General features: G+C 49.9%; 23 protein-coding genes. 6 read left to right on the top strand and 17 right to left on the bottom strand.

Annotated features, from left to right (window positions below; genetic code table 11):
* Positions 1-120: 120 nt before the first annotated feature.
* The 6 genes from BMW65_RS18225 to BMW65_RS18250 all read left to right on the top strand — a co-directional run bounded on the left by BMW65_RS18225 (position 121) and on the right by BMW65_RS18250 (position 7,291).
* Positions 121-1,146 (top strand): glycosylasparaginase, encoded by a 1,026-nt coding sequence (locus tag BMW65_RS18225; RefSeq protein ID WP_090607548.1) that lies wholly within the window; start codon positions 121-123, stop codon positions 1,144-1,146.
* A gap of 117 nt (positions 1,147-1,263) precedes the next feature.
* Positions 1,264-1,776 carry a peptide-methionine (S)-S-oxide reductase MsrA gene (gene msrA / locus BMW65_RS18230; RefSeq protein ID WP_090607550.1) on the top strand — a complete coding sequence of 171 codons (513 nt, stop codon included), beginning with the start codon at positions 1,264-1,266 and terminating at the stop codon, positions 1,774-1,776.
* Positions 1,777-1,829: 53 nt separating this feature from the next.
* Positions 1,830-4,802 (top strand): sensor histidine kinase, encoded by a 2,973-nt coding sequence (locus BMW65_RS18235; RefSeq protein ID WP_177181205.1) that lies wholly within the window; start codon positions 1,830-1,832, stop codon positions 4,800-4,802.
* Between the two features lie 2 nt (positions 4,803-4,804).
* Positions 4,805-5,554, top strand: a complete 750-nt coding sequence (locus BMW65_RS18240; RefSeq protein ID WP_090607553.1) for a hypothetical protein — start codon at positions 4,805-4,807, stop codon at positions 5,552-5,554.
* Positions 5,555-5,677: 123 nt separating this feature from the next.
* Positions 5,678-6,310 (top strand): response regulator, encoded by a 633-nt coding sequence (locus BMW65_RS18245; protein WP_090607554.1) that lies wholly within the window; start codon positions 5,678-5,680, stop codon positions 6,308-6,310.
* A 336-nt stretch (positions 6,311-6,646) separates the two neighbouring features.
* On the top strand, positions 6,647-7,291 hold the full coding sequence (locus BMW65_RS18250; protein ID WP_090607556.1) for a response regulator: 645 nt from the start codon (positions 6,647-6,649) through the stop codon (positions 7,289-7,291).
* A gap of 108 nt (positions 7,292-7,399) precedes the next feature.
* On the opposite strand, the gene BMW65_RS18255 is transcribed toward BMW65_RS18250, so the two are convergent.
* The 17 genes from BMW65_RS18255 to BMW65_RS18340 form a co-directional block, all read right to left on the bottom strand.
* Positions 7,400-8,293: a cupin-like domain-containing protein gene (locus BMW65_RS18255; RefSeq protein WP_177181206.1), complete on the bottom strand. Its 894-nt coding sequence runs from the start codon at positions 8,291-8,293 to the stop codon at positions 7,400-7,402.
* Entirely contained in the window at positions 8,265-9,806 is a 1,542-nt protein-coding gene (locus BMW65_RS18260; RefSeq protein ID WP_090607557.1) for a phytoene desaturase family protein, read from the bottom strand. Before BMW65_RS18260 ends, BMW65_RS18255 begins: the two co-directional genes overlap by 29 nt.
* Positions 9,790-13,488: a 1-acyl-sn-glycerol-3-phosphate acyltransferase gene (locus tag BMW65_RS18265; RefSeq protein WP_090607559.1), complete on the bottom strand. Its 3,699-nt coding sequence runs from the start codon at positions 13,486-13,488 to the stop codon at positions 9,790-9,792. Before BMW65_RS18265 ends, BMW65_RS18260 begins: the two co-directional genes overlap by 17 nt.
* A 40-nt stretch (positions 13,489-13,528) precedes the next feature.
* The gene (locus BMW65_RS18270; RefSeq protein ID WP_090607560.1) at positions 13,529-14,710 is read right to left on the bottom strand and encodes a DUF2062 domain-containing protein; all 1,182 of its coding nucleotides are present in this window, start codon (positions 14,708-14,710) and stop codon (positions 13,529-13,531) included.
* A gap of 13 nt (positions 14,711-14,723) precedes the next feature.
* Complete coding sequence (locus tag BMW65_RS18275) at positions 14,724-15,191, bottom strand: hypothetical protein (RefSeq protein WP_090607562.1); 468 nt, start codon at positions 15,189-15,191, stop codon at positions 14,724-14,726.
* Between the two features lie 3 nt (positions 15,192-15,194).
* Positions 15,195-15,563: an ApeI family dehydratase gene (locus BMW65_RS18280; RefSeq protein WP_090607563.1), complete on the bottom strand. Its 369-nt coding sequence runs from the start codon at positions 15,561-15,563 to the stop codon at positions 15,195-15,197.
* Between the two features lie 46 nt (positions 15,564-15,609).
* Positions 15,610-16,251, bottom strand: a complete 642-nt coding sequence (locus tag BMW65_RS18285; protein WP_090607565.1) for a flexirubin biosynthesis/transport protein LolA2 — start codon at positions 16,249-16,251, stop codon at positions 15,610-15,612.
* Positions 16,244-16,981 carry a polysaccharide deacetylase family protein gene (locus tag BMW65_RS18290; protein WP_177181207.1) on the bottom strand — a complete coding sequence of 246 codons (738 nt, stop codon included), beginning with the start codon at positions 16,979-16,981 and terminating at the stop codon, positions 16,244-16,246. The genes BMW65_RS18285 and BMW65_RS18290 overlap by 8 nt, the downstream gene beginning before the upstream one ends.
* A gap of 353 nt (positions 16,982-17,334) precedes the next feature.
* Positions 17,335-17,541 carry a DUF2683 family protein gene (locus BMW65_RS18300; protein ID WP_090607569.1) on the bottom strand — a complete coding sequence of 69 codons (207 nt, stop codon included), beginning with the start codon at positions 17,539-17,541 and terminating at the stop codon, positions 17,335-17,337.
* Positions 17,542-17,633: 92 nt separating this feature from the next.
* Positions 17,634-18,698 (bottom strand): beta-ketoacyl synthase N-terminal-like domain-containing protein, encoded by a 1,065-nt coding sequence (locus tag BMW65_RS18305; RefSeq protein ID WP_177181208.1) that lies wholly within the window; start codon positions 18,696-18,698, stop codon positions 17,634-17,636.
* Positions 18,691-19,905 (bottom strand): beta-ketoacyl-[acyl-carrier-protein] synthase family protein, encoded by a 1,215-nt coding sequence (locus tag BMW65_RS18310; RefSeq protein ID WP_090607572.1) that lies wholly within the window; start codon positions 19,903-19,905, stop codon positions 18,691-18,693. The genes BMW65_RS18305 and BMW65_RS18310 overlap by 8 nt, the downstream gene beginning before the upstream one ends.
* Positions 19,902-20,156, bottom strand: a complete 255-nt coding sequence (locus BMW65_RS18315) for a phosphopantetheine-binding protein (protein ID WP_090607574.1) — start codon at positions 20,154-20,156, stop codon at positions 19,902-19,904. Before BMW65_RS18315 ends, BMW65_RS18310 begins: the two co-directional genes overlap by 4 nt.
* An 8-nt stretch (positions 20,157-20,164) precedes the next feature.
* Positions 20,165-20,779, bottom strand: coding sequence for a hypothetical protein (locus tag BMW65_RS18320; RefSeq protein ID WP_090607575.1), 615 nt, complete (start codon positions 20,777-20,779; stop codon positions 20,165-20,167).
* 2 nt (positions 20,780-20,781) lie between these two features.
* On the bottom strand, positions 20,782-21,948 hold the full coding sequence (locus BMW65_RS18325; protein WP_090607577.1) for a beta-ketoacyl-[acyl-carrier-protein] synthase family protein: 1,167 nt from the start codon (positions 21,946-21,948) through the stop codon (positions 20,782-20,784).
* A complete protein-coding gene (locus BMW65_RS18330) occupies positions 21,924-22,340 on the bottom strand; it encodes an acyl-CoA thioesterase (RefSeq protein WP_090607579.1) in 417 nt (138 codons plus the stop codon). Before BMW65_RS18330 ends, BMW65_RS18325 begins: the two co-directional genes overlap by 25 nt.
* Positions 22,340-23,629, bottom strand: coding sequence for an ABC transporter permease (locus BMW65_RS18335; protein WP_090607580.1), 1,290 nt, complete (start codon positions 23,627-23,629; stop codon positions 22,340-22,342). Before BMW65_RS18335 ends, BMW65_RS18330 begins: the two co-directional genes overlap by 1 nt.
* Entirely contained in the window at positions 23,622-24,374 is a 753-nt protein-coding gene (locus tag BMW65_RS18340; RefSeq protein WP_090607581.1) for an ABC transporter ATP-binding protein, read from the bottom strand. Before BMW65_RS18340 ends, BMW65_RS18335 begins: the two co-directional genes overlap by 8 nt.
* Positions 24,375-24,380 lie beyond the last annotated feature (6 nt).

The raw sequence follows: 24,380 nt of genomic DNA on the forward strand, positions 1-24,380 counted from the left end.
TTAATCGTACGGGTTGCGCAGTGTCGAAAAATCCAAAAACTACGCATGCGTGATTTATAGCAACTTTTTACTATAATAGCGTTTTCGAATACGCATTTGGCATCAAATAATACGCTTAACATGATCAATAGGAGAAAATTTATTAAAGCAGGAGCAATGGGCGCTTCCCTGCTCTCAACGGCCGATATGTTGGCGGCCTGTGCCCATCAGGCAGGGGAAAGCACCACAATCAACAAACCCATTGTCCTATCCACCTGGGATTTTGGCGTTGCTGCCAACCAAGCGGCATGGGAGGTGCTGAAAGCAGGGGGCAGGGCCTTGGATGCCGTGGAGGCGGGTGCGCGGGTGCCCGAAGCGGATTTGGCAAACCTGACGGTAGGTAAGGGGGGGTATCCCGATCGGGATGGACACGTCACGCTGGATGCATGCATCATGGATGATAAAGGAAATTGTGGGTCGGTTGCCGCGTTAGAAAACATTGCGCATCCCATCTCGGTAGCCCGCATGGTCATGGAGAAGACACCCCATGTGATGCTGGTGGGCGAAGGGGCGTTGCAGTTTGCCGTTGAAAATGGATTTGAGCAAGAAGTGCTACTTACCCCCGAAGGAGAAAAAGCATGGAAAGCATGGCTCAAGGAAAAGAAATATGAACCCGTCGTTAATATCGAAAATAAGTCTTTTAATACCGAAAAGCTACCAGGCAATCAATATAACCATGATACCATCGGCATATTGGCTCTGGATGCCGAAGGCAACCTTTCCGGTGCCTGCACGACAAGCGGTATGGCCTTTAAGATGCGTGGAAGGGTCGGCGACAGCCCAATTATAGGGGCCGGGCTATACGTGGATAATGAGGTAGGGGGAGCTACAGCCACCGGCGTGGGCGAGGAGGTTATACGCACGGTGGGTAGCTTTCTGGTAGTGGAGTTGATGCGGCAAGGCCGATCGCCGCAAGATGCCTGCAAGGAAGCGGTGGAACGCATTATCGAAAAGAAACCAGATACCGCCAAACAAATCCAAGTCGGGTTCTTGGCATTGAATAAAAACGGGGAATACGGTGCCTTTTCTTTGCAAAAAGGGTTTTCGTATGCCGTGTGCGACGGGCAAAAGCAAGATTTGCTATTGCCGGGAGCAAGCGTGTATTGATTTTTGGGAGTAAAACACCTATCTTTAAAAACTACCAGTAATCAGCTGCCAGGCTCTTGATGATAGGCAATGCTGATACCCGGTAGCTGAAATCCGGAAGAAAAAAAATAGAAAAAAATGATAGCGACATTTGGAGGAGGGTGCTTTTGGTGCACCGAAGTAATTTTCAAGCAATTAGAGGGTGTGAATAGTGTGCTGCCGGGCTATATGGGCGGGCAGCGCGAAAACCCAACTTATGAACAGGTCTGTACCGGTGCTACGGGGCATGCGGAAGTCGTGCAGATCGATTATGATGCAACAGTGCTTCCTTACAGGAGGCTGCTGGAAGTGTTTTTCAAGACGCATGATCCCACGACATTAAACAGGCAGGGCAATGACGTGGGGACACAGTACCGCTCGGTTATCTTCTATCACGACGAACAGCAACGTATCGAGGCCGAAGAATTTATCAGGCAACTGGCCACCCACGAAGTATACGACGATCCCATTGTGACGGAGCTATCTCCTGCACAACCCTTTTATGTCGCCGAAAATTATCATCATGATTATTTCAACAACAATCCCCAAAACGCCTATTGTTCGGCCGTAATTGCCCCCAAATTGCACAAGTTTCTGAAGAGCTTGCAGTGATTTCCCAGTGATCAATGAAAAGCCCTAGCCCCAACCGAAAGATATGGTGCTTGATGTTCATCAAGCTTTTGGTTGGCCTGTTGCTTCCCTACTGCCGTGCAGCGGCCTCCCCATACCATTATGCACAGGTGCTTACGGGAATCGACAATCATCACCAGATGATTAGCAGCGCAGCAAAAGATCAGCTGGGTATGGTGTGGGTGGTGTCCGGCGGGCTGTTATATCGGTACAATGGGGTGAATGTAACCGCTTTTTCCAGGCTTTATAAACAACAATTGCCCTTTGACGAGGTCAGCGCCGTTACTGCCGATTCTTGGGGGCGGCTATGGATTGACACCCGCAATGGGCTTTTTGTGTTTGATACCAATACCTGGTCTTTTCCAACCCAACTGCCCTACGTCAATGGATTGATTGGCAAATCTGTTTTTGCCCTGTTCAATCGGGGCGATGCATTTTTTCTGGCCGATGGGGAAGGCACAATATGGCAGATCGATGAGTCTACCAAAAAACGTATCTCCGGTTTTGATACGCGTGCCATCATTGATCGGAAACCCTTGGGCAAGTTGTTGGTGGTGGATAATGAGCATGCCTGGTTGGCTTTCGGCGATAAGCTTTACGGCATTGCACTGCATACCGGCAAAAAGCAGGTTGTACCGTTTCCGAAAGGATTATTTGACCACCTCGAAGATCTACTGCCCGTTGATGGCGGTGTCTTGCTTCGGATTTATTCCGAGGGCTACTACCTGTTTGATGGCGATGGTTTCCGTTACCTGCCGCGCAGCGAATTTCCAACGAATGATTTCACAAACTGGAACCATTGGTCTTTCGTAAAGGACGATAAGGTAATCGTATTCCATGAAGATAAATATTTCGAATTTAGCCGGGATACTGCATTCAGGCTGCTTGATGAAGATACCCATGTCATTGACGAAGGCATATTGCATAAACGGCTCAATGGCTGGCAGCAAGGGCAGGATGAATGGCTGCTTTGTACCGATCAAGGCGTATACAGCGTATTTCCGGCCAAGATACCGTTTAATTTTATCGCTTGCGGAAGTGCGCGGGGTATGGTACGTCAGCAAGACACGTATTACTTTGGGGGTTATGGTTATTTGGACAGCTGGTCAAAAACCAGCGATCTTCAGCCTTATACCGCGGCACCTGAAAACAATTATTATACGTTTTTTGCATTGTCCAATGATACGACCTGCATTGCTATGGAAGGCGATTTCCTCAATTTCCTCGTAAATGGAAAAGTATCCGCAGCCCCCTTGCACCTGCCGGACACGACGCAGGAACGGTTCAATGGCATGGCCTACTGCATAGCTCGCCAATCGCCGGATACCTTGCTGGTAGGCACCTATAATGGCATATGGCAATATGCGCTTTCTTCAGGTATTGTCCGTCCGCTGATGTGCCCAACGTATGGTTTTTTTAGTCGGGGTATGCGCGTGCAATCCATTTCCTATTCGGGGGGAGACGTCACCTATACAACGGATCAGGGTTTCTTTTCGTGGAAGCCAGGCTCGTTTCGAAAAGTGTACCCGGCTGACGAAACCAAACTGAATGTGTATGCGCACGCGCTGTCGGGCGATTCGGTTTACCTGGCTACCAAAGGGCGAGGATTGGTCATCCTCGATAGCAAGGGAACCCATAGCCGTATGGTCAACGTAGACAATGGATTGGCCAGCAATACCGTGTATCAATTGATGGATGTAAGCCATACCTTGTTCATGGGAACCCATGAAGGGTTATCCATACTGAAAGACAATCGGCTGTACAATTATCAGCACACCGATGGCTTGCCCTTCGAAGAGTTTAACCACCAGGCAATCTTTTATGATAAAAAAGAGGATTTGTTATTCATGGGGGGGATAGGCGGATACATCAGCTTTACACCCACCGAATTGCTGCATGCTTCTCCCATTTATATGGACAAACCACTGTTGTCGGGAACCCGCATGGGACTCAAGACTAATCGCTATGTGGATGATTATGCGCGGAAAACATTACAGGATACCATTTACCTGCCGTCAGATGCGGTGTGGTTTTCCATGGATTTTGCCCGTCCGAATTATTACAGGCAAGCCTATCGGATGCTATTTAGGATAGCTCCACTGATGGAAGAATACCAGGAAATGCCGGTGTCTTCCCAAATCAACTTGTCCGGGATTTCGGCAGGCAATTATTATGTGTCCGTAAAAATCCAGGCCATCAACGCCTCCGAAGCAGAACAAATACACACGTGGGTAATTCATAAAGAACCCGTATTTACAGAAACGCTGGGATTTTATGTCTTGCTGATTCTCGGTGTCAGTGGTATTTTATGTTACATCCTTTACGAACGTTCGCGTAAGATTAAAGACGAGTACAAATTGAGGAGGGGCATATCGCGCGATTTGCATGATGAAGTCGGCGGTTTGCTTACCGGTATTGCTATGCAGACCGATCTGCTCCGCCTGAAGCCCGGCCAAATACTGGGGCGATCCGTCGAGTCCTTGGGCAGTTATAGCCGTGAGGCCATCCAAATGATGGATGACATTATTTGGGCTGTTGATTCGCGCAACAACCAACAGGGGAATTTAAGTGATCGGATGAAATTTCTTGCTCGTCAGCTGCTTGAGCCCAAAAACATGTCCATTACCTTTGACATGGATCAGGAAGAAGGTAAGTTGATCAAGCAGACGGTACGGCAAAACCTGTATCTGATTTTTAAAGAAGCCATACACAATATCTGTAAGCATTCGGAGGCGAGCGCCGTGTACATCAGGTTGCACCATACCGGCAAGGAAATTAAAATGGTCATCCAGGATGATGGCAAGAAGAAGGGTATGGCAACTGACAAGCTGCGGATGGGCCGCAAGGGGCAGGGACAACAGAACATGCACTTACGTGCCACCCAGATAGGTGCTACACTGAAATCCGGCTTCACAGAAAACGGATACGAAGTAGTCGTGAGCGTACCTATCCGACGCTATCTTTTTTCCGGATACAAGGAATTCGTTTCTTTTTTTAAGATTAGCTGACCATGGATCGCCTGGTTATCATCTTCGCTACCATCGGTATTTTTTTCAGCGCACTGGCTATCGTGCTACGTTTATCCGATGTGAAAGCCCGGCGCAATCCCGCTGATATCTTGTTCAATGTGGGGTTGTTTGCCATTATGTGGTATGTATTTGTCTACATGATGATTATCACGGGATACATCCAACAACTGCCCAACTGCTATAATAAAGGGATTCCACTGTATTATCTTATTGCTCCCTGTTTTTATTTTTACGTGCAGCTCAAACTCTATCCTGCAAAAAAAATGCCCCGGTATTGGTACCTGCACGCCCTTCCATTCGCCTTCGGGTTAGTTGATATTATGCCTTATGCATTGGCTACTGATGCTGAAAAAAATGCACTGATGCAACAGTTGGTCGAAAATATCAGTATCGGCTTTCAGCATGACTATGGTTTTATTGATCAGCAGTGGCATTACCTTATCCGGTTGTCCCTTGCTTTTGTGTATTTACTGGCACAGTGGCGGCTGTTATTTATGGTAGATACTACAGAAGGAGATATATCCTCCAAGTTGCTTTTTTTCTTAAATTTGTTAACAGTTATCTACTCATTATTTATTGTAATTCAAGTAAGTATGGTACTCAGTATCCTGTTCAATAGGCTTCAAGCGGCGTATATCCTCAAGGACTCTAGCCAGCTCATATGGTTAAGCACATTGTATTTGATCTTCAGCATTTGGATTTGTTTTGGTGCGCGAACACACCGGACCTGATGGCTTTGCTATTTTTCGAAAACTACCCCAAAAGGGTAGGCTAACCGTGAACAAAATAGGCTACCTTTACACCCAATCTTTGAAAAACAGCTATTCCTACACGTTGGGGTTATTTCACTACCTATGGGAAATGATAAATTTAAATTGGTTATCATTGAAGATAACATCATTATACATAAAGCATTAGAGGGGTATTTCAGGGCTTCTGCGCAATTTGAACTTTTGTTTACTGCAATGTCAGCTGAAGAGTTCATGAGTGTTTGGAAAGACCAACGGATAGATATATTGCTTTGTGATATCGGTCTTCCAGGCAAGTCGGGAATAGAAATCACCTGGTATGTAAAACGCAAATCGTCTTCTACACAAGTGGTTATGTTTACGGTATTCGAAGATAAGGATACCATTTTTCAGGCGTTGTGTGCCGGTGCTTCAGGCTATTTGCTCAAGGATACGCCACTGAGCAAAATTCAGGAGCAGTTGCTGGAAGTGATGGATGGCGGATCCGTGATGAGCCCACAGGTAGCGCGTATGGTAATTGGTTATTTCAACCCGTTATTGGATAAAAAAGGAGCAAAAGAAGCCGATCGCCTTACCCAGCGGGAGATTGAGATAGTCTCTATGCTCCAGCATGGCGCATCCTATAAAACCGTGGCTAAAAAGTTGTTTATCAGTGTGGATACGGTGAAGTTCCACATCCGTAATATCTACAGCAAATTGCAAATCAATTCGCGATCCGAACTCATTAATAAATATTAACCGAATATTTCTGAAAAACCACCCTTTTGGGTGGGAAATCATAAAAGTAAAAAGAAATACATTTGCCATGTTCAGGAATGAGTAGACTTGGGCGTAATCGTGTTAAACGCTTTGCATATATCATAGCCTTGACCAGTTTTCCCCATGTTGCGGTGGTAGAACGCAACGCTGGTTGTTTTTTGCTGGATATATGTCTCTTTGCAGCGGCTTGCCAGTCGTCTCCTAATTAGGCGACTGGGCAAGTATCTGCGTTTAAAAAAACCACCCATTTGGGCGGGAAAAAGTAACATTCAATGTGATAATTTTGTAAGGTAATCAAATGGAATAACGTATTGTATGAAGCTTGAAAGGTATAGTTTGGCCATCATCGAAGACAGGCAAGTTATTCTTGATTCATTGCTAGAGTTTTTTGATTCATCCAAGTCTTTTGAACTTGTGCTCACCGCCCATTCCGCAGAAAATTTTATGGATATGTGGAAGGAGCAGCGCATCGATTTGTTGCTTTGTGACATAGGGCTTCCAGGCAAATCGGGTATTGAAACGGCTTGGTATGTCAAACGGAAATCAGCTTCAACCCAAGTGGTGATGTACACGGTATTTGAAGACAAAGATGCCATATTTCAAGCGTTGTGTGCAGGTGCTTCGGGCTACCTGCTAAAAAATACGCCATTACCCCAGCTGGAGGAAAGATTATTAGAGGTATTGAATGGTGGTTCTGTCATGAGCCCGCATGTAGCCCGGATGGTGATTGGGCATTTCAATCCTTTTCTCGACAAAGAAGATACCGCGGAGGTAGAACGGCTTACCCCCCGTGAGATTGAAATCGTGGCCATGCTCCAAAACGGGGATTCATACAAGCAGGTGGCCGAAAAATTTTTTATTAGCGTAGATACGGTAAAATTTCATATTCGTAATATTTACGGCAAATTACAGATCAACAGCCGTGCAGAACTGATTAATAAATATAAACATCCAAAGTAATACGACCTTAACCTTTTCCATGTATGTCGACAGATCCGGTCTTTTCCTTAATATGATAGAACGCAATGCTGGATAGCTGATCGAATGCATGCAGCAGCGGCTTGCAAATTACCCTTCGAAGGGCAATGAGCTGGTCGCTGCTTTTTTTACCAAACGCTGTGTGCGCTGGTATGCCCACTCTTCTTTGAAATCCAGCCATTTCTGGCCCCTAATCTTTCGCATGGTGTTGTCAATGAGGCGCATGACGAATACATTGTACAGCATGCCAGCCACCCGCCTGGGCGTACGTGGAAGGGCACGCAGGGTCATGGAAAAGCCGCCATCCAGGTAGGTGATGTAGTGCCACCAACCACTGGGCATATAAAGGGCATCCCCATGTTTCATGTATACCTCGAATCCCCGGACGTGCCGCAGTGCCGGATACCGCTGGAAATCGGGGTTGTCCATGTCGATTTTATCAATGTTGTGTATCGAAAACGGAACCTTGTACAGGTACCTGCTTTGATCCGGGCCGAAGAGCATCACCCGTTTATTGCCTTCGAAATGGATGTGCAAGTTGTCCGGCAAATCGATGTCATAATGGGCAAAGACCTTCGATTCGCCGCCCCCGAAAAACAAGGCAGGCAACCGTTTAAAAAATTTTAAGCCAATCTCCGGATAGTCGAAATCTTCAAGGAGTTGCGGACAATGGTCTTTCAGGGTATAGAAAAAAATGCGGAGATCGGTCGGCGTTGTTTGCAGCAAGTCTATGTAGTCGCCAAATCGCATTTGCGTCACCGGATCATACACGCTTTGTTTTCCTTGGGCGGGCTTATTGTCATATAGCGGTACGATTTGGTCGCCGGCCAACGATTTGATATGTTCAAATGTCCATTTGCTATTCCAGGTATCGGTGAGCCCTTCGATGAGTACAGGCCGCTGTGGGCGGTAATAACGGTTGATAAATGCGTCCTTGCCGATGGATGATAGGCGTTCAAGTGGTTGTAAATTCAGCGTTGCCATACGTGTTGATTTTTCCCAAGAGATATTCTTTGCCCAATAATTCCGTGCAGGTCAGCATAGCGCTGATGGTCACACCCAAGATGCCATGCATACTGATACCCTGGCCAGTGAGCAATAAGTTCCTGATTTTAGTGCGGGGGGGCAGGGAATTTCGGAGGGGGTGATTTGCGTCTTTCACGAAGCCATACATGCCCCCAGTCTCATTACCGATATAGTCCCGGTAGGTCAGTGGCGTGGATACATAGATGGCGTTTATATGTTCGCGCAGGTTCGGAAATTTCTTTTCCAATTCGTTGAGCATGATTTCGGTTTTCCGTTGTTTAAATTGCTCATAGCTGGCTCCCCGATAGTTGGCCTTCGCTACCGTGTTGTACGTATTGGCCCACTCGCTTACCTCATCAAAGCGCATGTAGGTAAATACGGTCATCGTCTCGGCCCAGCGCTCGTGGCCGTGCTTTGCATTCATGGATACCATGTAGCCATTTGGCCAGTCTGCTACCCGGTAGTGCGCATTGCTCCATACACTCGCCTCGTCCTTGAAATGGTAGTAGTTGCTATTCAGGTAGGGCAGGCACCGTGGTTTCAGCACGATGTACAAGCTGAAGGATGATATGGTATTTTCGGCCTCGCGGATACGGCTGGCATAGGATTTCCGTACCGGATAGTCGCCAATCAGGTTGAGGGTCTTTTTGGGATCGACGTTGGAGATAAACGATGCCGCACGGTAGGTGTTGCCATCCGCCGTAGAAACCGAGCGGAGCACCCCATTTTCCAGGTGGAATTGCACGACTTCCTGGCATTTGCGTGTCTCCCCTCCATACCGGTGCAGTTCTTTGATAAGTAATTTGGCAATTTGTCCCCCGCCATTGACACATCGCCATGCACTGTCGATGTATGAGTTGATGGACAATGCATGCACATAAAATGGGGTTTTATTTTCAATTCCTGCATAAAGCAGGTTCGTGCCGCCAAGTATCGCCCGCAGTTTGGGATTGGAGGTGCAGCTATTGATGACATCGCTTACTTTAAGGCCGAGTGTCTCCTCGTTCCACTGGTACGTTTCAGTGGCATCGAGGCGATACAGGGGAAAACGTTGGCAGGTCGCTTTCATCGTGGCATAAAACCGTTCGATGCCGTTGCGTTCTTCGGGAAAATATCGGCTAAGTTGTTCCACAAAATTGGAACCGCCCTGGGCATAGGGGTATTCGTTGGGATCATTGTCGAAGGTCACGATGTCAAAGCCATCCCGATCCATGCGTTTGAGGCGTAGCTTGTCGGCGATACCCAGGTAATGGAAGTATCGGTAGAGGTTTTGCCCTTTGTCCAGTCCGCCGATGTAGTGCACGCCGGTGTCAAAGATGCATCGGTTACGCACAAATGTCTGCAAGTTGCCACCGTATTGGTTGTTTTTCTCCAGTACCAACACGGAGAGTCCTTCTTTGGCCAAGGTGGTGGCACATACGAGTCCACCTAAGCCGCTACCGATGACGATGACATCATATGATTCGCGCATTTTTTCGCAAGACTTTTATTCCTTCGTGATCAAAAATCCCTTCAAACCCTTGTTCGGCTAAGATACTTAATTCTATGGTTTCTACGTTTTCGAATACCAACCATGTTGCGGCTTGTAGATAAGCTGTCCAGTCCAAAGCCACATGGCCAGATACCATCAGTACCTGGTAGTCGTCCACAGGCCGCGGATCTTCCAGGAACCGAAGCGGATACCTGTTTACCGTATACGTATGCTGTGCGGCATGTATTTTTTCCAAATCGGTATCCCATGCGGCTATATGGCGCTCAGCGCTGTCATATGCCAGCAAAAAATCCAGTACGCCATAGCCACAGCCCAAATGGAAAAAGCCGCCGTTGAGTGGAAGCAACCGTGCCAGCCGGTGGTAATTGGCCTTGCGGCTATTAAAAATGGCCCGCACTTCCCGCTGGATAGCCTTTGGTTTGTAACGGTAATTGGCATAGAGTGCTGACCTGAAATAGTCGGCGGTTTCCCGTTCGTTGCGCAAGGCCCTAAACTCCTGCTTGAAATGCGCAGCAATGCGCTTGGCGCGTTCACGGTATGCCACCCCGAAGTCCGCATCGTCATGCCGGATGCGCGGGAGTATTTTCAACGTGATGGGGCCGGTCTTTAGCATGTTGTCGTTTTTCGGCAAGGCGAGGGCATTGCCGTGGATCAATACGGGCAGTATATCAGCCTTCAGCTGTTCCGCAAGAAAAAAAGCACCCTTATGGAAGCGTTGGATAGCGGTGGTCAGCGATCGCGTACCTTCGGGGAAGATGATGATGGAATAGCCCTGCTCCACTTTTTTCCGAAGCTTTTCCAGGCTTCCCGGATTGTTTTCCGATGCCGGATGCGCGCCTACCATGCGCATCAGCCGCCCGAAAAAGGGAGAGCGCAATTGTCGGTCGTTCATCATGAAGATTTGCAAGGGATGCAGCAAACCCATCGTCGGGGTATCCAGGATGGATGTATGGTTGGCGATAACGATGGCTGGCCGTCCATAAGCCGCCTTCCGGTCGCCGATGATGGTCATCCGCACGCCGGGGGTACGGAACATCAGGTTATGGAAAAACAGTTGTATGATGCGGTGGAGCAACCTGAATTTTCTCTTTTTACGGATAGGGAGGATGGGAATCAGTACTTGTGCCAGCAGGCTTACCGCCAAACCGCCGAGGAAGAAATAACCGAAGGTGAAGCCGGTGAGTAGGAGATTGGTCACGCGCCAGGGCGTATTGCCCCGTTCTTGGGGGCGGCTGATGAAAATACGGAATAGCCAGGGCTGGATGGAAAAAGACATCAGTACCACGACGAGCAACCCGATAAGCGGAATGAACGCGATCGATCGGATGGCTGGATGTTTGGCAAAGACCAGTATACCGAAGCATAGGATAGTGGCCAGGGCAGACATCACCACGCCCGACTTATACGCCGGCATATCCTCGCTGCCATAGGTATAGTGTTCCAGCAATCCTTTCGTCACGAAGATCGAATAATCTACCCCCAACCCAAAAATCAGCGTGGTAATGATGATGTTGAATGCGTTGAAGTGGATACCAAACGCTCCCATCAGTCCCAGTGTCACCAGCCATCCGAGGAAGATGGGAATGTTGGTCACCAAAGTGAGTTCCAGGCTGCCGAAAAACAGGAAGATGACAACAAATACGGCTACCGATGCAATAAAGAATAAGTTGTTGAAGTCGGTTTCGAGATTACTCAATAGCCTTTCCTGTAAATGCTTGCGGTCAATGGCCAGCAACCCCGCTTCGTTGTCGGTCAGTGATTGCACCAATTGGGCAGTGTGGTCGTCGCCGACTTTCACCAGGGTCGTGATGGTGGTCAGGTGCTCCCGCACGGCAATGAATTCATCCAGAAACAGGTTGTTTAGCAAGGCTTCGTCTTCCGTGTCCAGTGGCATGTAAGCTTGCGATAGGGTTTCAAAGAACGGTTCGAAGGCGTTTTCCTTGAAACCGACTTTCCGGCCTTCCGCAATGAGTCGCTGTGTGAGCTGCTCTTTTTTCCGGCCTGACCAAAATTGGTTCCAGCGGTTGATTTTATCCTGTTGCTGTGCCTTTGAAAAGGCGATGCTCCCTACCGATTGAAAACCATGGATTGCCCCCTGGGTTTCCTGCTGTTCCAGTCGGCGGTACAGTGCACGATTCCTTTCCAGCGCTTCGTCATAGGTGTCGCCATAGGCTACGAAGTAGATGGATTTGGCCGCATAGTCATTGAGGGAGTCGAGGGCTTGCTCGGCCTGCTTCAACTGCTCGGGCTGATAGTTCAGTGCTGCTAAATCATCATTGAAACCCACCCGCTGAAAGGTAAATAGGCTGATGGCAGTTAGGATGAGCCCCATACCGAGCACCCACTTGTTGCGGCTGAAATCGTAGCGGGCGATGGCATCGATGAAGGTGTTGCGCCGCATCGTAATCGCCTCGCGTGGCGCATATACCTGCGGGATAAAGACTAAGGCAAACAATGCCGCCCCCAATACGCTGACGGCCGCGAAGATGCCCAGGTCTTTCAGCACATCCGAATGCAGGAACATCAGGCAGAGAAAGTCTACCGCCGTGAATATCGCACACATCAATAAGGGCTTTGTGGTGCTGTCGAATAGTTTTTTTACATCGCCCGTGCCACGGTAGTGGCTTAGGATGTGCAGCGAGTAGTCCAGCGTCAGGCCCAGCAGCACGGAGCCGATGCCAATGGAGATAGCGGATATCGTGCCCTTAAGCCAATAAAGCACAGCTATCCCCAGCAGGCTTCCGAAAGCAGCGGGTACCAGGATAATCAAGGGGATGTATGCGCGCCGATAGAAATAGATAAAAAGCGCAACCAGTGCAACCAGTGCAATGGACAGCGTGACTTGGATATCGCGTTTGACCTGCTGCGCATTGGCTACGGCCATTGCCGCTGCGCCAAAATACGATGCCGTGGCCTGCCCTTCAAACCGGGTGTTCAGTGTCTGGATGGTGCGGTCGAGGATTTGGATGAGCCGGGTATTTTGCGCGGTCTCACTGCTGCCCATGGACGGGGTGATGAAGGCCAGCAGGTTTTTGCCGCCTTCGGCTATCAGGTAGCCATCTTGCAAGGTAAACTGCTCACCGGATTGCAGGCGCTGGAACTTCCGAAGCCCCATGTAGGACATCCCCAGTGGATCTTGCCTGGCCAGCGATGCCGTGATGAGCCCTTGGGGAGCGGTGACTGTCCGGTATGTTTCCTGTACCCTGGCTGCTACCGAATCGGGCACCAGCAGCGAATCGATCCGTTGGTAGTCGCTTTCCTCCAAAAAGAGCGGTAAATTATGCCTGACGACATCCATCAGATCCAGCAGTTGATCGTCTTCCAGTTGTACCTGCAAGCGCTGGATATACGATGAGGCATCGTTTTCCAGGGCTTCGGTGAAGGCATCGGCATAGGCTTGCAGTACAGCGACATGGTCTGCATGCGGTGTCGTGATGTTGACGACAATTTTATCGGCAAATTTCACCGATTGCATGACATTGGCTAATTGCTCAGCATCTTCGCTTGCCGGAATGAGCTTCATGATGTCTTCTTCAAAGCGTATCCGGCTGCCCCAATAACCTACCAAGGCAAAGCACAATAGGACGGAAAGAAAGAACGCGGTTCGGTGCTTTTGAAAGTAGCGGAATATCGTATAGAAAAAGGAAGCCAATTCATCCATTATATTAGGTAAGCAAAGGTAATAGAATTATAAATTGCTCCTACACCTTTTGCCTATCCTTTATGTTCAACAGTAAATAAGCGCCGAGGCCGAAGATGACGGCACTGACGGTAGCTAATGCAAAACTGCCCACGACATATTCAGTCAGATGTTGTTGAATAAACGTCCCATATGTGCCAATTTCTGCCCACTGAAAAAGTAAACTTGAACCCGCGGGTTGCCCTGAAAGTAACGCGCCGATTTGCAGGCTGATATAAATGATAAAGGGGATGAGCGGTGGAAGACTGATATTCGAAAAAGCAAAGGCAATCAGTTTATTCAGCCGGAGCACCAGCGCGAGGAACAATACGGTAATCGTCTGGAATCCCCAAATCGGGGAGAGTCCCACGAGTACGCCCAGAGCCACAGACAAGGCTTTTTTCAAAATCGAATCATCGCTATGCAGCAGGTCTTCGAGGAAAAAACGCCTGAATCCCTTTTCCGTGAATGAACGGAAATACGCACGCGGGCGGATGTAAAGCAGCGTGACCAGCACAAGCCAGGTGTTGAGGATACTGATGCGGGTAAAGTCGCGAAACGGCCGGAAATGCGATACCCGCTCTGCGGGGTTGTACAATACGTTTACGGGGATATTGCGCACGGGAATACACCGCCAGGCCGCTTTGACGATGACCTCCACCTCAAATTCGAATTTGGTGGAATAGAAGCGGATCCCCTGTATCCGGTTAAGCGGGTAGAGCCGGAAACCCGATTGCGTATCGGCGAGCGCGATGCCCGTTTCAAACCGGAACCAAAAATTGGAAAACCGGTTGCCGAAGCTGCTCTTGCCGGGGATACCTTCCCGGTTCATGTTGCGGTCGCCGATAAGCAATGCTGATCCATGACGTTCGATTTCATCCACAAACCGCGGGATGTCCTCCGGGAAATGCTGGCCATCCGAGTCAATGGTAATGGCGTAGCTGAATCCTTGCCTGCCGGCCGCACGGAAACCGATGCGGAGTGCCCATCCTTTACCCTTATTGCGTGGCAGGTGAATGATGGTCAGGTCCGAATAATGAGCCAGCAGGGATGCGGTGTCGTCCGTAGAACCATCATTGACCACGATGATATGCGACGTATATTGGCGCACACCGTCCAGCACCCGTCTGAGCGTTTTGGCATTGTTGTAGGTGGGGATGATTACACAAGCGTTGATAGTAGCCAATACCTCGTTGGAAGTCATTTAGGTTCGTGGTTCATTTTTTTGAAAACTCGTCGAAATAACCATTGATCATGGCTTTTAATCCCTCATCTTCCAACGACGGGAGCGCTTGTTGCACAAACTTGCGGTCGTCTTCGATATCTTGGTTATACCGGAGGAATTTTGGAAGGTGTTCCTGCACGCTGAGGCGGATAAGCCGGATTTCAGGGTTATTCGGTTCGGCAGCCACCGCCTGCTCAATCCATTGTGCTGCTTCTTTGACTTTTGCACGCCGTTCCGACAGTTTTTCATACCGGGCCAGCAGCATGAGCCCCGATCCCTTGTAAGCCACCAATACCGGTTTAGCTGACTTGGATACCGCTTTTAGCGGTTCGTAGAACGCTTGGGCTTGTTCCTCAGATCGGGTAGCATCTTTATACAAGAGCCGGATGTTAGTTAGATCCTGTGCCCGTACGAGCACCGCGCATACTAATGCCGCAAGGAAAAAAAATAAGTTCTTCATAGTCTAAACTTTTTGGAAGACGCCGCTGAATTTGAGTGCCACCGTATCTTCGAAGGAGGTGGTACTCTTGATAGCCAGCAGGCCGTCTTCTTCTTCAACATCCAACTCCACCTGAATGTTTGGATGGTCTTCCGGGTTGATAATGGCCATGAATTTTACATTCCTTGCCGTCTTCAGTACCAAGGCGCAATCCGCCCATTTTTCTGCCAGCTCCTTGATGATTTGCATCATGCAGACTCCCGGTGTCACTGGGTGGTTCGGAAAGTGGCCCTGGAATACCGGATGTGCCTTGTTTATGGCAATCGAGGCCGATACCTTTTGGCCATGAGCCGTGAACGCTACTAACGAATAAAAATTGGGTAAAAGGGACATAGCAAGCAAAAGTAAAAAATCCACCGCATATCGGTGACAAACTGGGCTATTTGATCATGAACTTATCTTCGGGTATCGCCGCATTTTTCCGCTGGTTTTCGAAATCAATTAACGTATAATCCTGTGTGGGATCGGTGATTTTGACGCGCGTTAATAGAAAATTGTTGCCATTTAATGTCAATTCCACTTGTTTGATATAGCGCTGGAGTGCTTTTTCTTTCGGTATCAATGTCGCTACATACCCTATGCCCTCTCGGTAGTACGTGATGGCAAAGCGGCTATCATCAAATAGATCCCCTCCTTGGACGGTACCCACCAACAAGTCGCTTAAGCCCTTTAACCGCTTGTTGGAAGCCATATCAAGGTGCCTTTGCTTTCCACCGCCTTCGTCCACATGCATGGTTTGGTTGTCAAAAACCACCGCATATCCCGTTGGTTGAAGGTATTCCCACCGGATTTTCCGGGGAGCCTTGAAATACAGCTTGCCGGATGCGTTGATGGCATCATCCATGTAGCTCAACTGCTTGGACTGGGTAAAGTCGCTTTCCAGCGATTGCAGGCTTTTGGTGTTGGCGGCTACCTTTGCCTTGAGTGCTGCCACTTCTGCGGGTGTCAGCGCTTTCCGTTGGGCAAACCCCGCCGAGAAGGTCATCAATAATGCAATTGTGGCAATAACGTATTTATGCATAAGCCTGTTGTTGGGTCAATGTTTCTACGGTCACCAAAAAGAATCCGCGTCTTTTCAGTTCGGGCAACAACTGTTCCAAAACGGGGACAATGCGGTCGTGCGTATCGTGCAGCAGGATGATATCACCCGGCTTGGTTTTTCTCAGGATGGTCTGCACGATGCGTTCAGGGGAGCGCTGCACGGTATCGTAAGGGCGCACGCGCCAGCCAATCACGGAATGGCCGCTTTTTTTTAGGGCGCCTGCCAGATGAGGGGTAGTCACCCCATACGGCGGTCGGAAAAAACGTGGCCTGCGGCCCACGCAATTCGTGATAGCGGTGTCGGTACGCTGGATTTCTTCCAGCCATTGGGCTTTCGTGTTGAAATCGATGGCCGCTCCATGGGTGTAGGAATGGTTGCCGACGGTATGCCCCTGTTTGTGGAGTTCCCTGGCCACCGCCGGGTGTTGATCTACCTGTCTGCCAATGCAGAAAAATGTGGCTTGGATAGCATGTTTTTCCAATAGGGTAAGCACCTGGGGGGTGTATACCGGATGCGGGCCATCGTCAAACGTAAGGGCGATTTGCCGGTGGGAAGCATCGCCGTTATGGATGGCTTTGATAAAGAAGTTCCATTGGATGTTGAATGCGCCGATGGCGATGCAGATTAAGCCAACTGCCAATGGGAGCAATATCGTTTGCCACGGTAAATCGGCAGATAAGATAAGTGTTGTCACAATGATAAGTAACATCGCGAGTGGAAGAAATATGCTTGTGAAAGACTTGCACGAAAGAGGAGACATTAGTGATCGTTGTGCTCGTAGAAAGGTTCCTGCCGGTTATCCCAGAAGAAATGGAGAATGATTTTATCGTCGGTTATCTCGTACAAAAATGAAGTTTGCCTGGCTATCAAACCTAATCTGATATGCTGCTCACCAAATTCACTTTTTTTGAAAATATAGGGCTGTTCTCCGACTAAAAATATAGTCTTTTCTGCATTTTGCAGGAACTTATCCGCATGTGGTTTCCCCGAATTTATGTTCAATGAAAGCGTATAAAAACTTAAGTGACTTTTTTGCTTTAGGCGTATAATGTATTTCAAGGCTCATTCTAAATCAAGCATTTCCCGAATACTCTTAAAAGGGGTAAGTTCACCCGCTTTCGCTTCCTGCATAGATTCCGTTACGCCATCTATCACATAAGCAGGTAGTGTATCTTCTTGTATGATAAAGTTCACCTTTAGCAGTTTTAGAACGGACTCCACCGCCCTAAGCTGTTCTTTATTCTGTGGTTGGACGATTAATGTTTGCATTTCTCCAGATGCTCCAGTTTATGTAAAGATAGCAAAAGCCGTGTTTAAATGCAAAATTAATATAGACTGTAACTATTGCTGTATATTCGACTTCATTTTTTTTCCACCAGAATCAATCCATGGTTTTTCCCGCGCCGTTGGGTATAGATGAGGATCCGCTGCAACGAACGGGGTTGGGTGCCATTAAGCAGGAGCGATTGTGGGATATCCTGCCGCTTGAATAAGCGCAATGCCAGGAAAAGCGCACTGGCCATCACCGTATCGTATTCACCCAGGACATGCTTGAATCCGATCTGTGGTATTCCAGCCAACAACGTGTGTTCAACCGTCGCATACGCCTGGTCGTAGCGGTCATCGCCGTTATAGCCCAGTAGCACCGCATCAATGGCGCTGGCATCCAGATTGTGGCGTTGCAGGAAGTGGCTGATGAATACGGATGCATCAGTCGCATCGAAGTAGGTCTCCACGGCGGTAACTTTTCCCAGGGCTTCATGTCCTGGCTGATGGGACGCGACGAAAAAGGACGCACCTTCGCCGGCGATTTCGCCGGGCGATGGCATGGCCCCCAACGGGGTGGGAATGGCAGGGGTGTCGTGCTTTAGGTAACCCGCGATGTCCCAGAATTGCACCGTCCTTACGCCCAGTTCATCGACGCCACCCACCAGTACCGCCTGTTCGGGGTGCTCAGCCAAATAAATTTGGGCATCCAGCAAGGCCGATTCAAACGAATTGGCATTAGCTACATACGTCATGTTATACCCCTTGCACCCGAGCGAGAGGGCGATGGCCGCAGCCGCCATGTTGTGGGTCGATTGGATAAACGGTGTTGGATTCAGCGACTGGCCTTCTTCAGCCAGCAAGGTTTCCACAAAACGCTCAGAATCGTGCAAGCAGCCCAACCCGGTGCCGGCGATGACCGCATCTGCGGTGTCTTTCCCGGCTTCTTGTAAGGCGCTGCGGGCAGCAAAGATGGCCATGCGCATGCTTTTGTTCATGCGCCGCAATTGCATGGGCGGGATGTAGGTTTTATAGTCGGGATCAAACGCAGGTACGGTGTTTTGGGCATACGCCCGAAGGGTTTCAAAGTGATAACCCGATTCAAAGGTAGGCTGGATGGATACGCAGCCACTGCCGTGGATGTAAATGGGCCTAATCATCTGCTTTTGAAAATAACAGGGCGCTGCTATTCCCTCCGAAACCGAGCGAATTGGACAGCACATGGTTAATCTGTTTCGTTTCCAGACGGGTCTGCGGCCGGATGCCCAACGATGCGATGGGTTGTGAGCAGTTCAGGTTGGCAAAAACCACCTGGTGTTGTAGCGCCAGTACGGAAAAAATCGCCTCAATAGCGCCCGCCGCTGCCAGGGTATGCCCGGTAAAGGCTTTGGTCGAGCTGAATGGTGGCAAGGCGTCCGGAGATTCGAATACACGGAGCAGGGCGTGGCCTTCCGTCAAGTCATTGTTGGGTGTGGCGGTGCCATGTGCATTGATGTAATCGATGTCGGAGGGTTTTAGTGCCGCTAATTCGAGGGCCGTTTTCATTGCCAAGAAAGCCCCCTCGCCGTTGTCGGATGAGGCCGTCTGGTGGAATGCATCGTTGGCATTGCCGTAGCCTGTTAGGTAGGCCAGCGGCTTTTTTGATTGCCGGGCAGCCAAATCCGGTGCTTCCAGTACCAAGTATGCAGCTGCTTCGCCCAGGTTCAGCCCGTCGCGGTTTTCGTCGAAAGGCCGGCAATGGGTAGGAGAATAGATCATCAGCGAATTGAAGCCGTTGATGGTAAACCTTGATAGGCAATCCGTGCCACCCACGATAGCACGGTCGAGCAGCCCGGCCCGGATCATCCGGGCACCCAGCATGATGGCGTTTGCCGCAGAGGAGCAGGCCGTACTGATGGTGGTAATAAAGCCATTCACCCCCAGGTAACGGGCCATTTGTTCGGTGCCATACCCACAAGGGTGCGTGGGGATAAAATGCCGGTTTGTTTCAGCGGCAAGGTAGTCGTCGTAATAGCGCTCCGTGGCATCCATGCCGCCTACCGTAGTCGCCGAGATAAGCCCCGTCCGGTAATCGTCGTTGGTATCGATACCCGCCATGGCCATCGCTTCCCTTGCAGCGGCCATGGCCAGCAGCGTGCTGCGGGTATAAGCCTCGTGACGAGGGATGGCCAGCCGGTCGTATAATTCCGTATTGGTGATGTTGATTTCACCGACCATCAATTTATCCCGGTGGTAGGTGTCCAGCAGTGTGATAGGCCCGATGCCATGGCGTGATTGTACGAGGGAACGGAAGTTGGCAGCCACATCTTCCCCGATGGCAGAGATGGCGCCCATTCCGGTGATGGCTATCGGGCTTGGCGGATTCATTTGCGGTTTGCCTCGATATAGTCGGCCATGGTCTGGATGGTTTCAAACACCTTCCGGCCCTCCTTGGGATCGGCCAGCTTGATGCCATAGCCCTTGTCAAGCATGACGATGAGCTCCAGCGCATCGATGGAGTCCAACCCCAGCCCATCACCGAACAACGGGGTATTGTCGTCCAGATCATCCACGGTGAGGTCTTCCAAATTCAGTTGGGTAATGATTTTTGCTTTCAGCTCTTGGGTCAATTCACTCATTTTCTTCCTTATCCTTGATATAATCGTTTCAAATGCTCAATAGTATGTGGCATACCGCCTGTTTTGCCAATATGGTACAAAAATACGTCGCATCGCGTATCCGTTACTTCCGTCCATCCACTGAGGATACCGCTGGTTTTCCCGTCGTCCAGCATTGCCGTGCCATAAGGTACGAGAAATTCCGGCAAATAGCTGTCAAAAATAAAGAAAACATTCTCGCTATGCAATTGATGGCGGATGCTGATTTCGCCCATCGCAATATTGGGCAGCGTATAAACAAATGTCGCAGGACTTGCCATGGGGTGCGTCCCATTGAAAATGTCCATGGCATGGCGGCTATCGGCAAGGTAGCTGGACGAATAGTTGGAAAAAACCAGCGCCGTATCGTCGTTATAAGGCCCGGATTCCCGTGCTATCAGTTCCACGGCAATGAAAATGGCCTTGCTGAGTCCATCCATTTTATGGAACTTGGGGTAGTCGATATCCAATTGGCGATAAGCCGTCTTGAGGAAATCAAGAAGCGCCGCTGTAGGTTCCACGTCCAGGTAGCGCTGCCCATTTACGGTAATGGTACGGTCGCGGATGAGGCAATACGACTGGATGGAATGGCGATGTTTGTCCATGGCTATATTTTTTGGAATACCGTAGCGATGTTGCAGCCGCCAAACCCCGAGGCTGTTTTCAGGAAGGTCCCCAGCGTCGTGTTTCGCTCCGTACCTTGGTTCTCCGGCGTGATGATATTCAGCGCGTGATTGGTGCCTTGCTGTGCATATCCCATCGATGGGATCAGTTGGTCGTGTTTGAGCGATTGGATACCCAGTACGGTTTCCAGCAGTCCGCTTGCGCCCAAGGTATGCCCATAATACCCCTTGAGGCTGTGTACGGGAACGGCAGTCAAGCCACAGCGCTGCAATGCGATGGCTTCCATCTCATCGTTATAGGCCGTAGCAGTGCCATGCGCCGAGATAAAATCAAGCGCGGGATCGCCAGCTTGGCGCATGGCTTCCCGGATACTGCGGTACAGTCCCTCGCCCGTACGGGAAGGACCCGAGATGTGGTTGGCATCGTTGTAGGAGCCTATCCCCATGATGTTGATGGCTCCTATCGTTGGGGTCTTTGACAGGTAGACCGCCGCAATGGCCTCGCCGAGGTTCAGGCCCTTCCTGTCGCGGTCGAAAGGGCGGCACGGCTCATCGGCCAAGGCTTGGAACGCATCAAAACCCGAGACAATGAACCGGGAGATTTCATCACCACCGATGACAATCGCTTGCTGGTACTTATCGTTGTGCTGCAGCAACTGCCGTGCCACCGAAATGGCCAGCGAACCCGATATGCAGGCGTTGGAAAGGGTGATAAAGCGGTTTTCGAAGCCGAAGTAATGTTGGAGCGCATCGGCCATCACAGGGAGGAACACCCGTTCTGCCGGAATAGCCGTTTGGGAGCGATGCAGCAACGTGATATTGCCTTTGGTCGTCGATAGCACGACCAACGTACTGTGGTCTACCGGAATGCGGTATGCATCAATCATGGCCTGTAAGGCCAGGATAATGAGTTGCTCCAAGCGCGTATAGCGTTGCGGGTGGTGGATGTTATCCAACCAAACGTTTTCATCAATCCGCGCGGCATGGATGCGGTGATCCGAAAGGTCGGTATCTTCAATGGGTTGGATGGCCACATCCCCGGCCAGGATTCGCCCGAAGTTGGCGGCGCTTCCCAAGCCCAATGGGGTAATCAAATGATCTCCGGCGATAAACACAGCTGCTTTCATCACAATCCGTATGTTGCTTTCCATTCCGCAAAGAATGGTGGGTTGGTGAGTATCAACTCACCTTTCATGTCCGTAAACACCTGGATGGTCTCCCCGGTGGCCACCACTTGCCGTGCCCGGTTGAATATGGTATAGCGGAAAACCATCTTTGCTGCGGGATTGGGCACAAATACGGTTTCCACCTCGGCCCAGTCGCCATGGCGTAAAGGTGATTTGTACTCGCACACACATTTGACCACCGGTGCAAGGAAACCCTGATCCCGGATATGGCGATAAGAGATACCAAAAGTTTCCCCGAAGGCCTCGCGCCCATCTTCAAAATACGTGACGTAGTGGCCATGCCAAACGATGCCTAATGGGTCTGTTTCATTGAAGCGTACGCGGAAACTGGTCGTATGTTGGAGTTGTTGAGTCATCAATTCGATTGGTGTCGTTTGTCGTAAAGAATGGCAGCCAATAAGGTGGCAGCGAAAAACAGCAGCAGAAAGCTTAGCGGTTGGGCGATGTCGGCAGCGGTACCATGGCGCAGGATCACATCGTAGAATGCCGAGATGCCCCAGTTCATCGGCGAGAAGGCAGACACCTTTTGCATCACCTCCGGCATGATGAACGTCGGTACCCATACACCGCCAAGTGCGGCAAGGATGATGACGAAGATGGCCCCGAAGGGGGCCGACTGCTCCTGCGTTTCGGCAATGGTACCGATAAGGATACCGAGTCCAATGGCGGCAAGGCCCGAAATGAAGGCAATCAGTATCATCAGGGGCAACTGCGTACCGGGTTCAAAGGGTATTAGCCCAATGAGCGGGAAAACATACCGGGCGATGAGCAGCATCAGCGCGAACTGGATAAGGCAAATCACCGTGTACGTGAGGATTTTCCCGCCGAGGATGACCAGGTAAGAAACCGGGCTCGTCCGCAGGCGGATGTATGTTCCCAGATTTTTTTCTTTCACGAGGTTGATGCCCAGTGGCACCACGATGAAAAAAATACCAAACAGGATCCAGGCCGGTACATTATGCTGCACGGCGTTGGGAATGATGCCATCATTACCCTTTTGCGCAATGGTTTCTTTAAACGCAATGATTTCATTATCCAGCAGACCCGGGTCTTCTTCGAGCTCCATCTGGTCAATGAATACCGCGTAGATTTTTTCCACCTCCACTTTGGAAAGCATCTTTTCGATGTTGTTTTTCGTAGCATTGCGGAAAGCCTGTCCCGCTGCGGGATCGAAATAAATGATGACCTCTTTCGGATCCCATTGTTCATTGCGCTGCAGTTGTTTGGTGCTATCTGCCTCGGTCAAAGCAAATTCCCCCAATATCTTATCCACGTTGTGCGCCACTTTCTCATTCAGTTCATCGCTGAGCCCTTCGGGGATGACGATGGCGATTTGGTATTGTCCATCACCCACCAATGTGCTGGCGGCCGTTTGGGAAAGCGGCTTGCCATCCACCGCGGTAATCAATTGCACGTTGGGTGCCTCCGCAAGGTTTTGAGCCACCAGCCGGCCGATTTCTCCCCGATCTTCATCGACCAAGAGGATGGGTAGCGTAGATTCGCCCACGGCTTTGAAGGTGCTTTCCTGGATGAGGGTGATGGTAATGATCAGCACCGATGGCATAAAAAACAGGATGGCCAGCCCGCCCCAGTCGCGCAGCAGGAGCAATACTTCTTTATACGCCGATACGGATAGTTTATGCATAGTCCCTAAGTTGGCTTCCGGTAAGATGGATGAATACATTTTCAAGGGTTGTCGCCCCGTTTACGGATGCAATGAGCTGCTGTGGCTCGCCTTCCACCACGATTTTCCCTGCGTCGATGATGGCGATTTTAGTGCAGAAGTGCTGGGCTTCATTCAGGTGGTGCGAGCTATAGATGATGGTGGTGCCTTGCGCATTGAGTTCATGGAGCAGGGCCATGATGACTTCCTTTGAATGGACATCCACTCCTACCGTGGGTTCATCCAGGAAGAGCACGCTGGGCCGGTGCAGGATGCCTGCCAATAGGTTGACCCGCCGTTGCATGCCGCCGGAGAACGTCTTGATGGGTTTCTTTGCAAAGTCCGTCAGTCCGACGCGATGCAGCCCATCGCTGATGCGGCGCTTCAATTCCGACGAAGGCAAACCATACAGGCTTCCAAAGTAATAAAGGTTTTCCACAGCGGTAAGGGTAGGGTAGAGTGCGTACTCCTGCGGGACAATCCCGATTTGCTGTTGTATTTTTCTGCGGTTTTGCCGATAGCTGAGCCCGTTGAAACGCAATTCGCCTGATGTGGGTTTAATCATGCCGCACAGCGTGGAAATCAAAGTTGTTTTCCCCGCCCCATTGGGGCCAAGTAAGCCAAAAATCTCATTTTTCTTAATCGAAAGCGACAGGTCTTTCAATGCGTACCGCTCACTGCCCGCATAATGTTTGGACAATTGGTGTATGCGGATGATTTCCTCCATGGGACG

It is taken from the genome of Parapedobacter koreensis, from assembly GCF_900109365.1.
Lineage (GTDB): Bacteria > Bacteroidota > Bacteroidia > Sphingobacteriales > Sphingobacteriaceae > Parapedobacter > Parapedobacter koreensis.

Bases quoted from the DNA above. Each gene is read 5' to 3' on its own strand.
- BMW65_RS18225 (WP_090607548.1), top strand. From the start codon at position 121: ATGATCAATAGGAGAAAATTTATTAAAGCAGGAGCAATGGGCGCTTCC.
- msrA (WP_090607550.1), top strand. From the start codon at position 1,264: ATGATAGCGACATTTGGAGGAGGGTGCTTTTGGTGCACCGAAGTAATT.
- BMW65_RS18235 (WP_177181205.1), top strand. From the start codon at position 1,830: ATGTTCATCAAGCTTTTGGTTGGCCTGTTGCTTCCCTACTGCCGTGCA.
- BMW65_RS18240 (WP_090607553.1), top strand. From the start codon at position 4,805: ATGGATCGCCTGGTTATCATCTTCGCTACCATCGGTATTTTTTTCAGC.
- BMW65_RS18245 (WP_090607554.1), top strand. From the start codon at position 5,678: ATGGGAAATGATAAATTTAAATTGGTTATCATTGAAGATAACATCATT.
- BMW65_RS18250 (WP_090607556.1), top strand. From the start codon at position 6,647: ATGAAGCTTGAAAGGTATAGTTTGGCCATCATCGAAGACAGGCAAGTT.
- BMW65_RS18255 (WP_177181206.1), bottom strand. From the start codon at position 8,293: ATGGCAACGCTGAATTTACAACCACTTGAACGCCTATCATCCATCGGC.
- BMW65_RS18260 (WP_090607557.1), bottom strand. From the start codon at position 9,806: ATGCGCGAATCATATGATGTCATCGTCATCGGTAGCGGCTTAGGTGGA.
- BMW65_RS18265 (WP_090607559.1), bottom strand. From the start codon at position 13,488: ATGGATGAATTGGCTTCCTTTTTCTATACGATATTCCGCTACTTTCAA.
- BMW65_RS18270 (WP_090607560.1), bottom strand. From the start codon at position 14,710: ATGACTTCCAACGAGGTATTGGCTACTATCAACGCTTGTGTAATCATC.
- BMW65_RS18275 (WP_090607562.1), bottom strand. From the start codon at position 15,191: ATGAAGAACTTATTTTTTTTCCTTGCGGCATTAGTATGCGCGGTGCTC.
- BMW65_RS18280 (WP_090607563.1), bottom strand. From the start codon at position 15,563: ATGTCCCTTTTACCCAATTTTTATTCGTTAGTAGCGTTCACGGCTCAT.
- BMW65_RS18285 (WP_090607565.1), bottom strand. From the start codon at position 16,251: ATGCATAAATACGTTATTGCCACAATTGCATTATTGATGACCTTCTCG.
- BMW65_RS18290 (WP_177181207.1), bottom strand. From the start codon at position 16,981: ATGTTACTTATCATTGTGACAACACTTATCTTATCTGCCGATTTACCG.
- BMW65_RS18300 (WP_090607569.1), bottom strand. From the start codon at position 17,541: ATGCAAACATTAATCGTCCAACCACAGAATAAAGAACAGCTTAGGGCG.
- BMW65_RS18305 (WP_177181208.1), bottom strand. From the start codon at position 18,698: ATGATTAGGCCCATTTACATCCACGGCAGTGGCTGCGTATCCATCCAG.
- BMW65_RS18310 (WP_090607572.1), bottom strand. From the start codon at position 19,905: ATGAATCCGCCAAGCCCGATAGCCATCACCGGAATGGGCGCCATCTCT.
- BMW65_RS18315 (WP_090607574.1), bottom strand. From the start codon at position 20,156: ATGAGTGAATTGACCCAAGAGCTGAAAGCAAAAATCATTACCCAACTG.
- BMW65_RS18320 (WP_090607575.1), bottom strand. From the start codon at position 20,779: ATGGACAAACATCGCCATTCCATCCAGTCGTATTGCCTCATCCGCGAC.
- BMW65_RS18325 (WP_090607577.1), bottom strand. From the start codon at position 21,948: ATGGAAAGCAACATACGGATTGTGATGAAAGCAGCTGTGTTTATCGCC.
- BMW65_RS18330 (WP_090607579.1), bottom strand. From the start codon at position 22,340: ATGACTCAACAACTCCAACATACGACCAGTTTCCGCGTACGCTTCAAT.
- BMW65_RS18335 (WP_090607580.1), bottom strand. From the start codon at position 23,629: ATGCATAAACTATCCGTATCGGCGTATAAAGAAGTATTGCTCCTGCTG.
- BMW65_RS18340 (WP_090607581.1), bottom strand. From the start codon at position 24,374: ATGGAGGAAATCATCCGCATACACCAATTGTCCAAACATTATGCGGGC.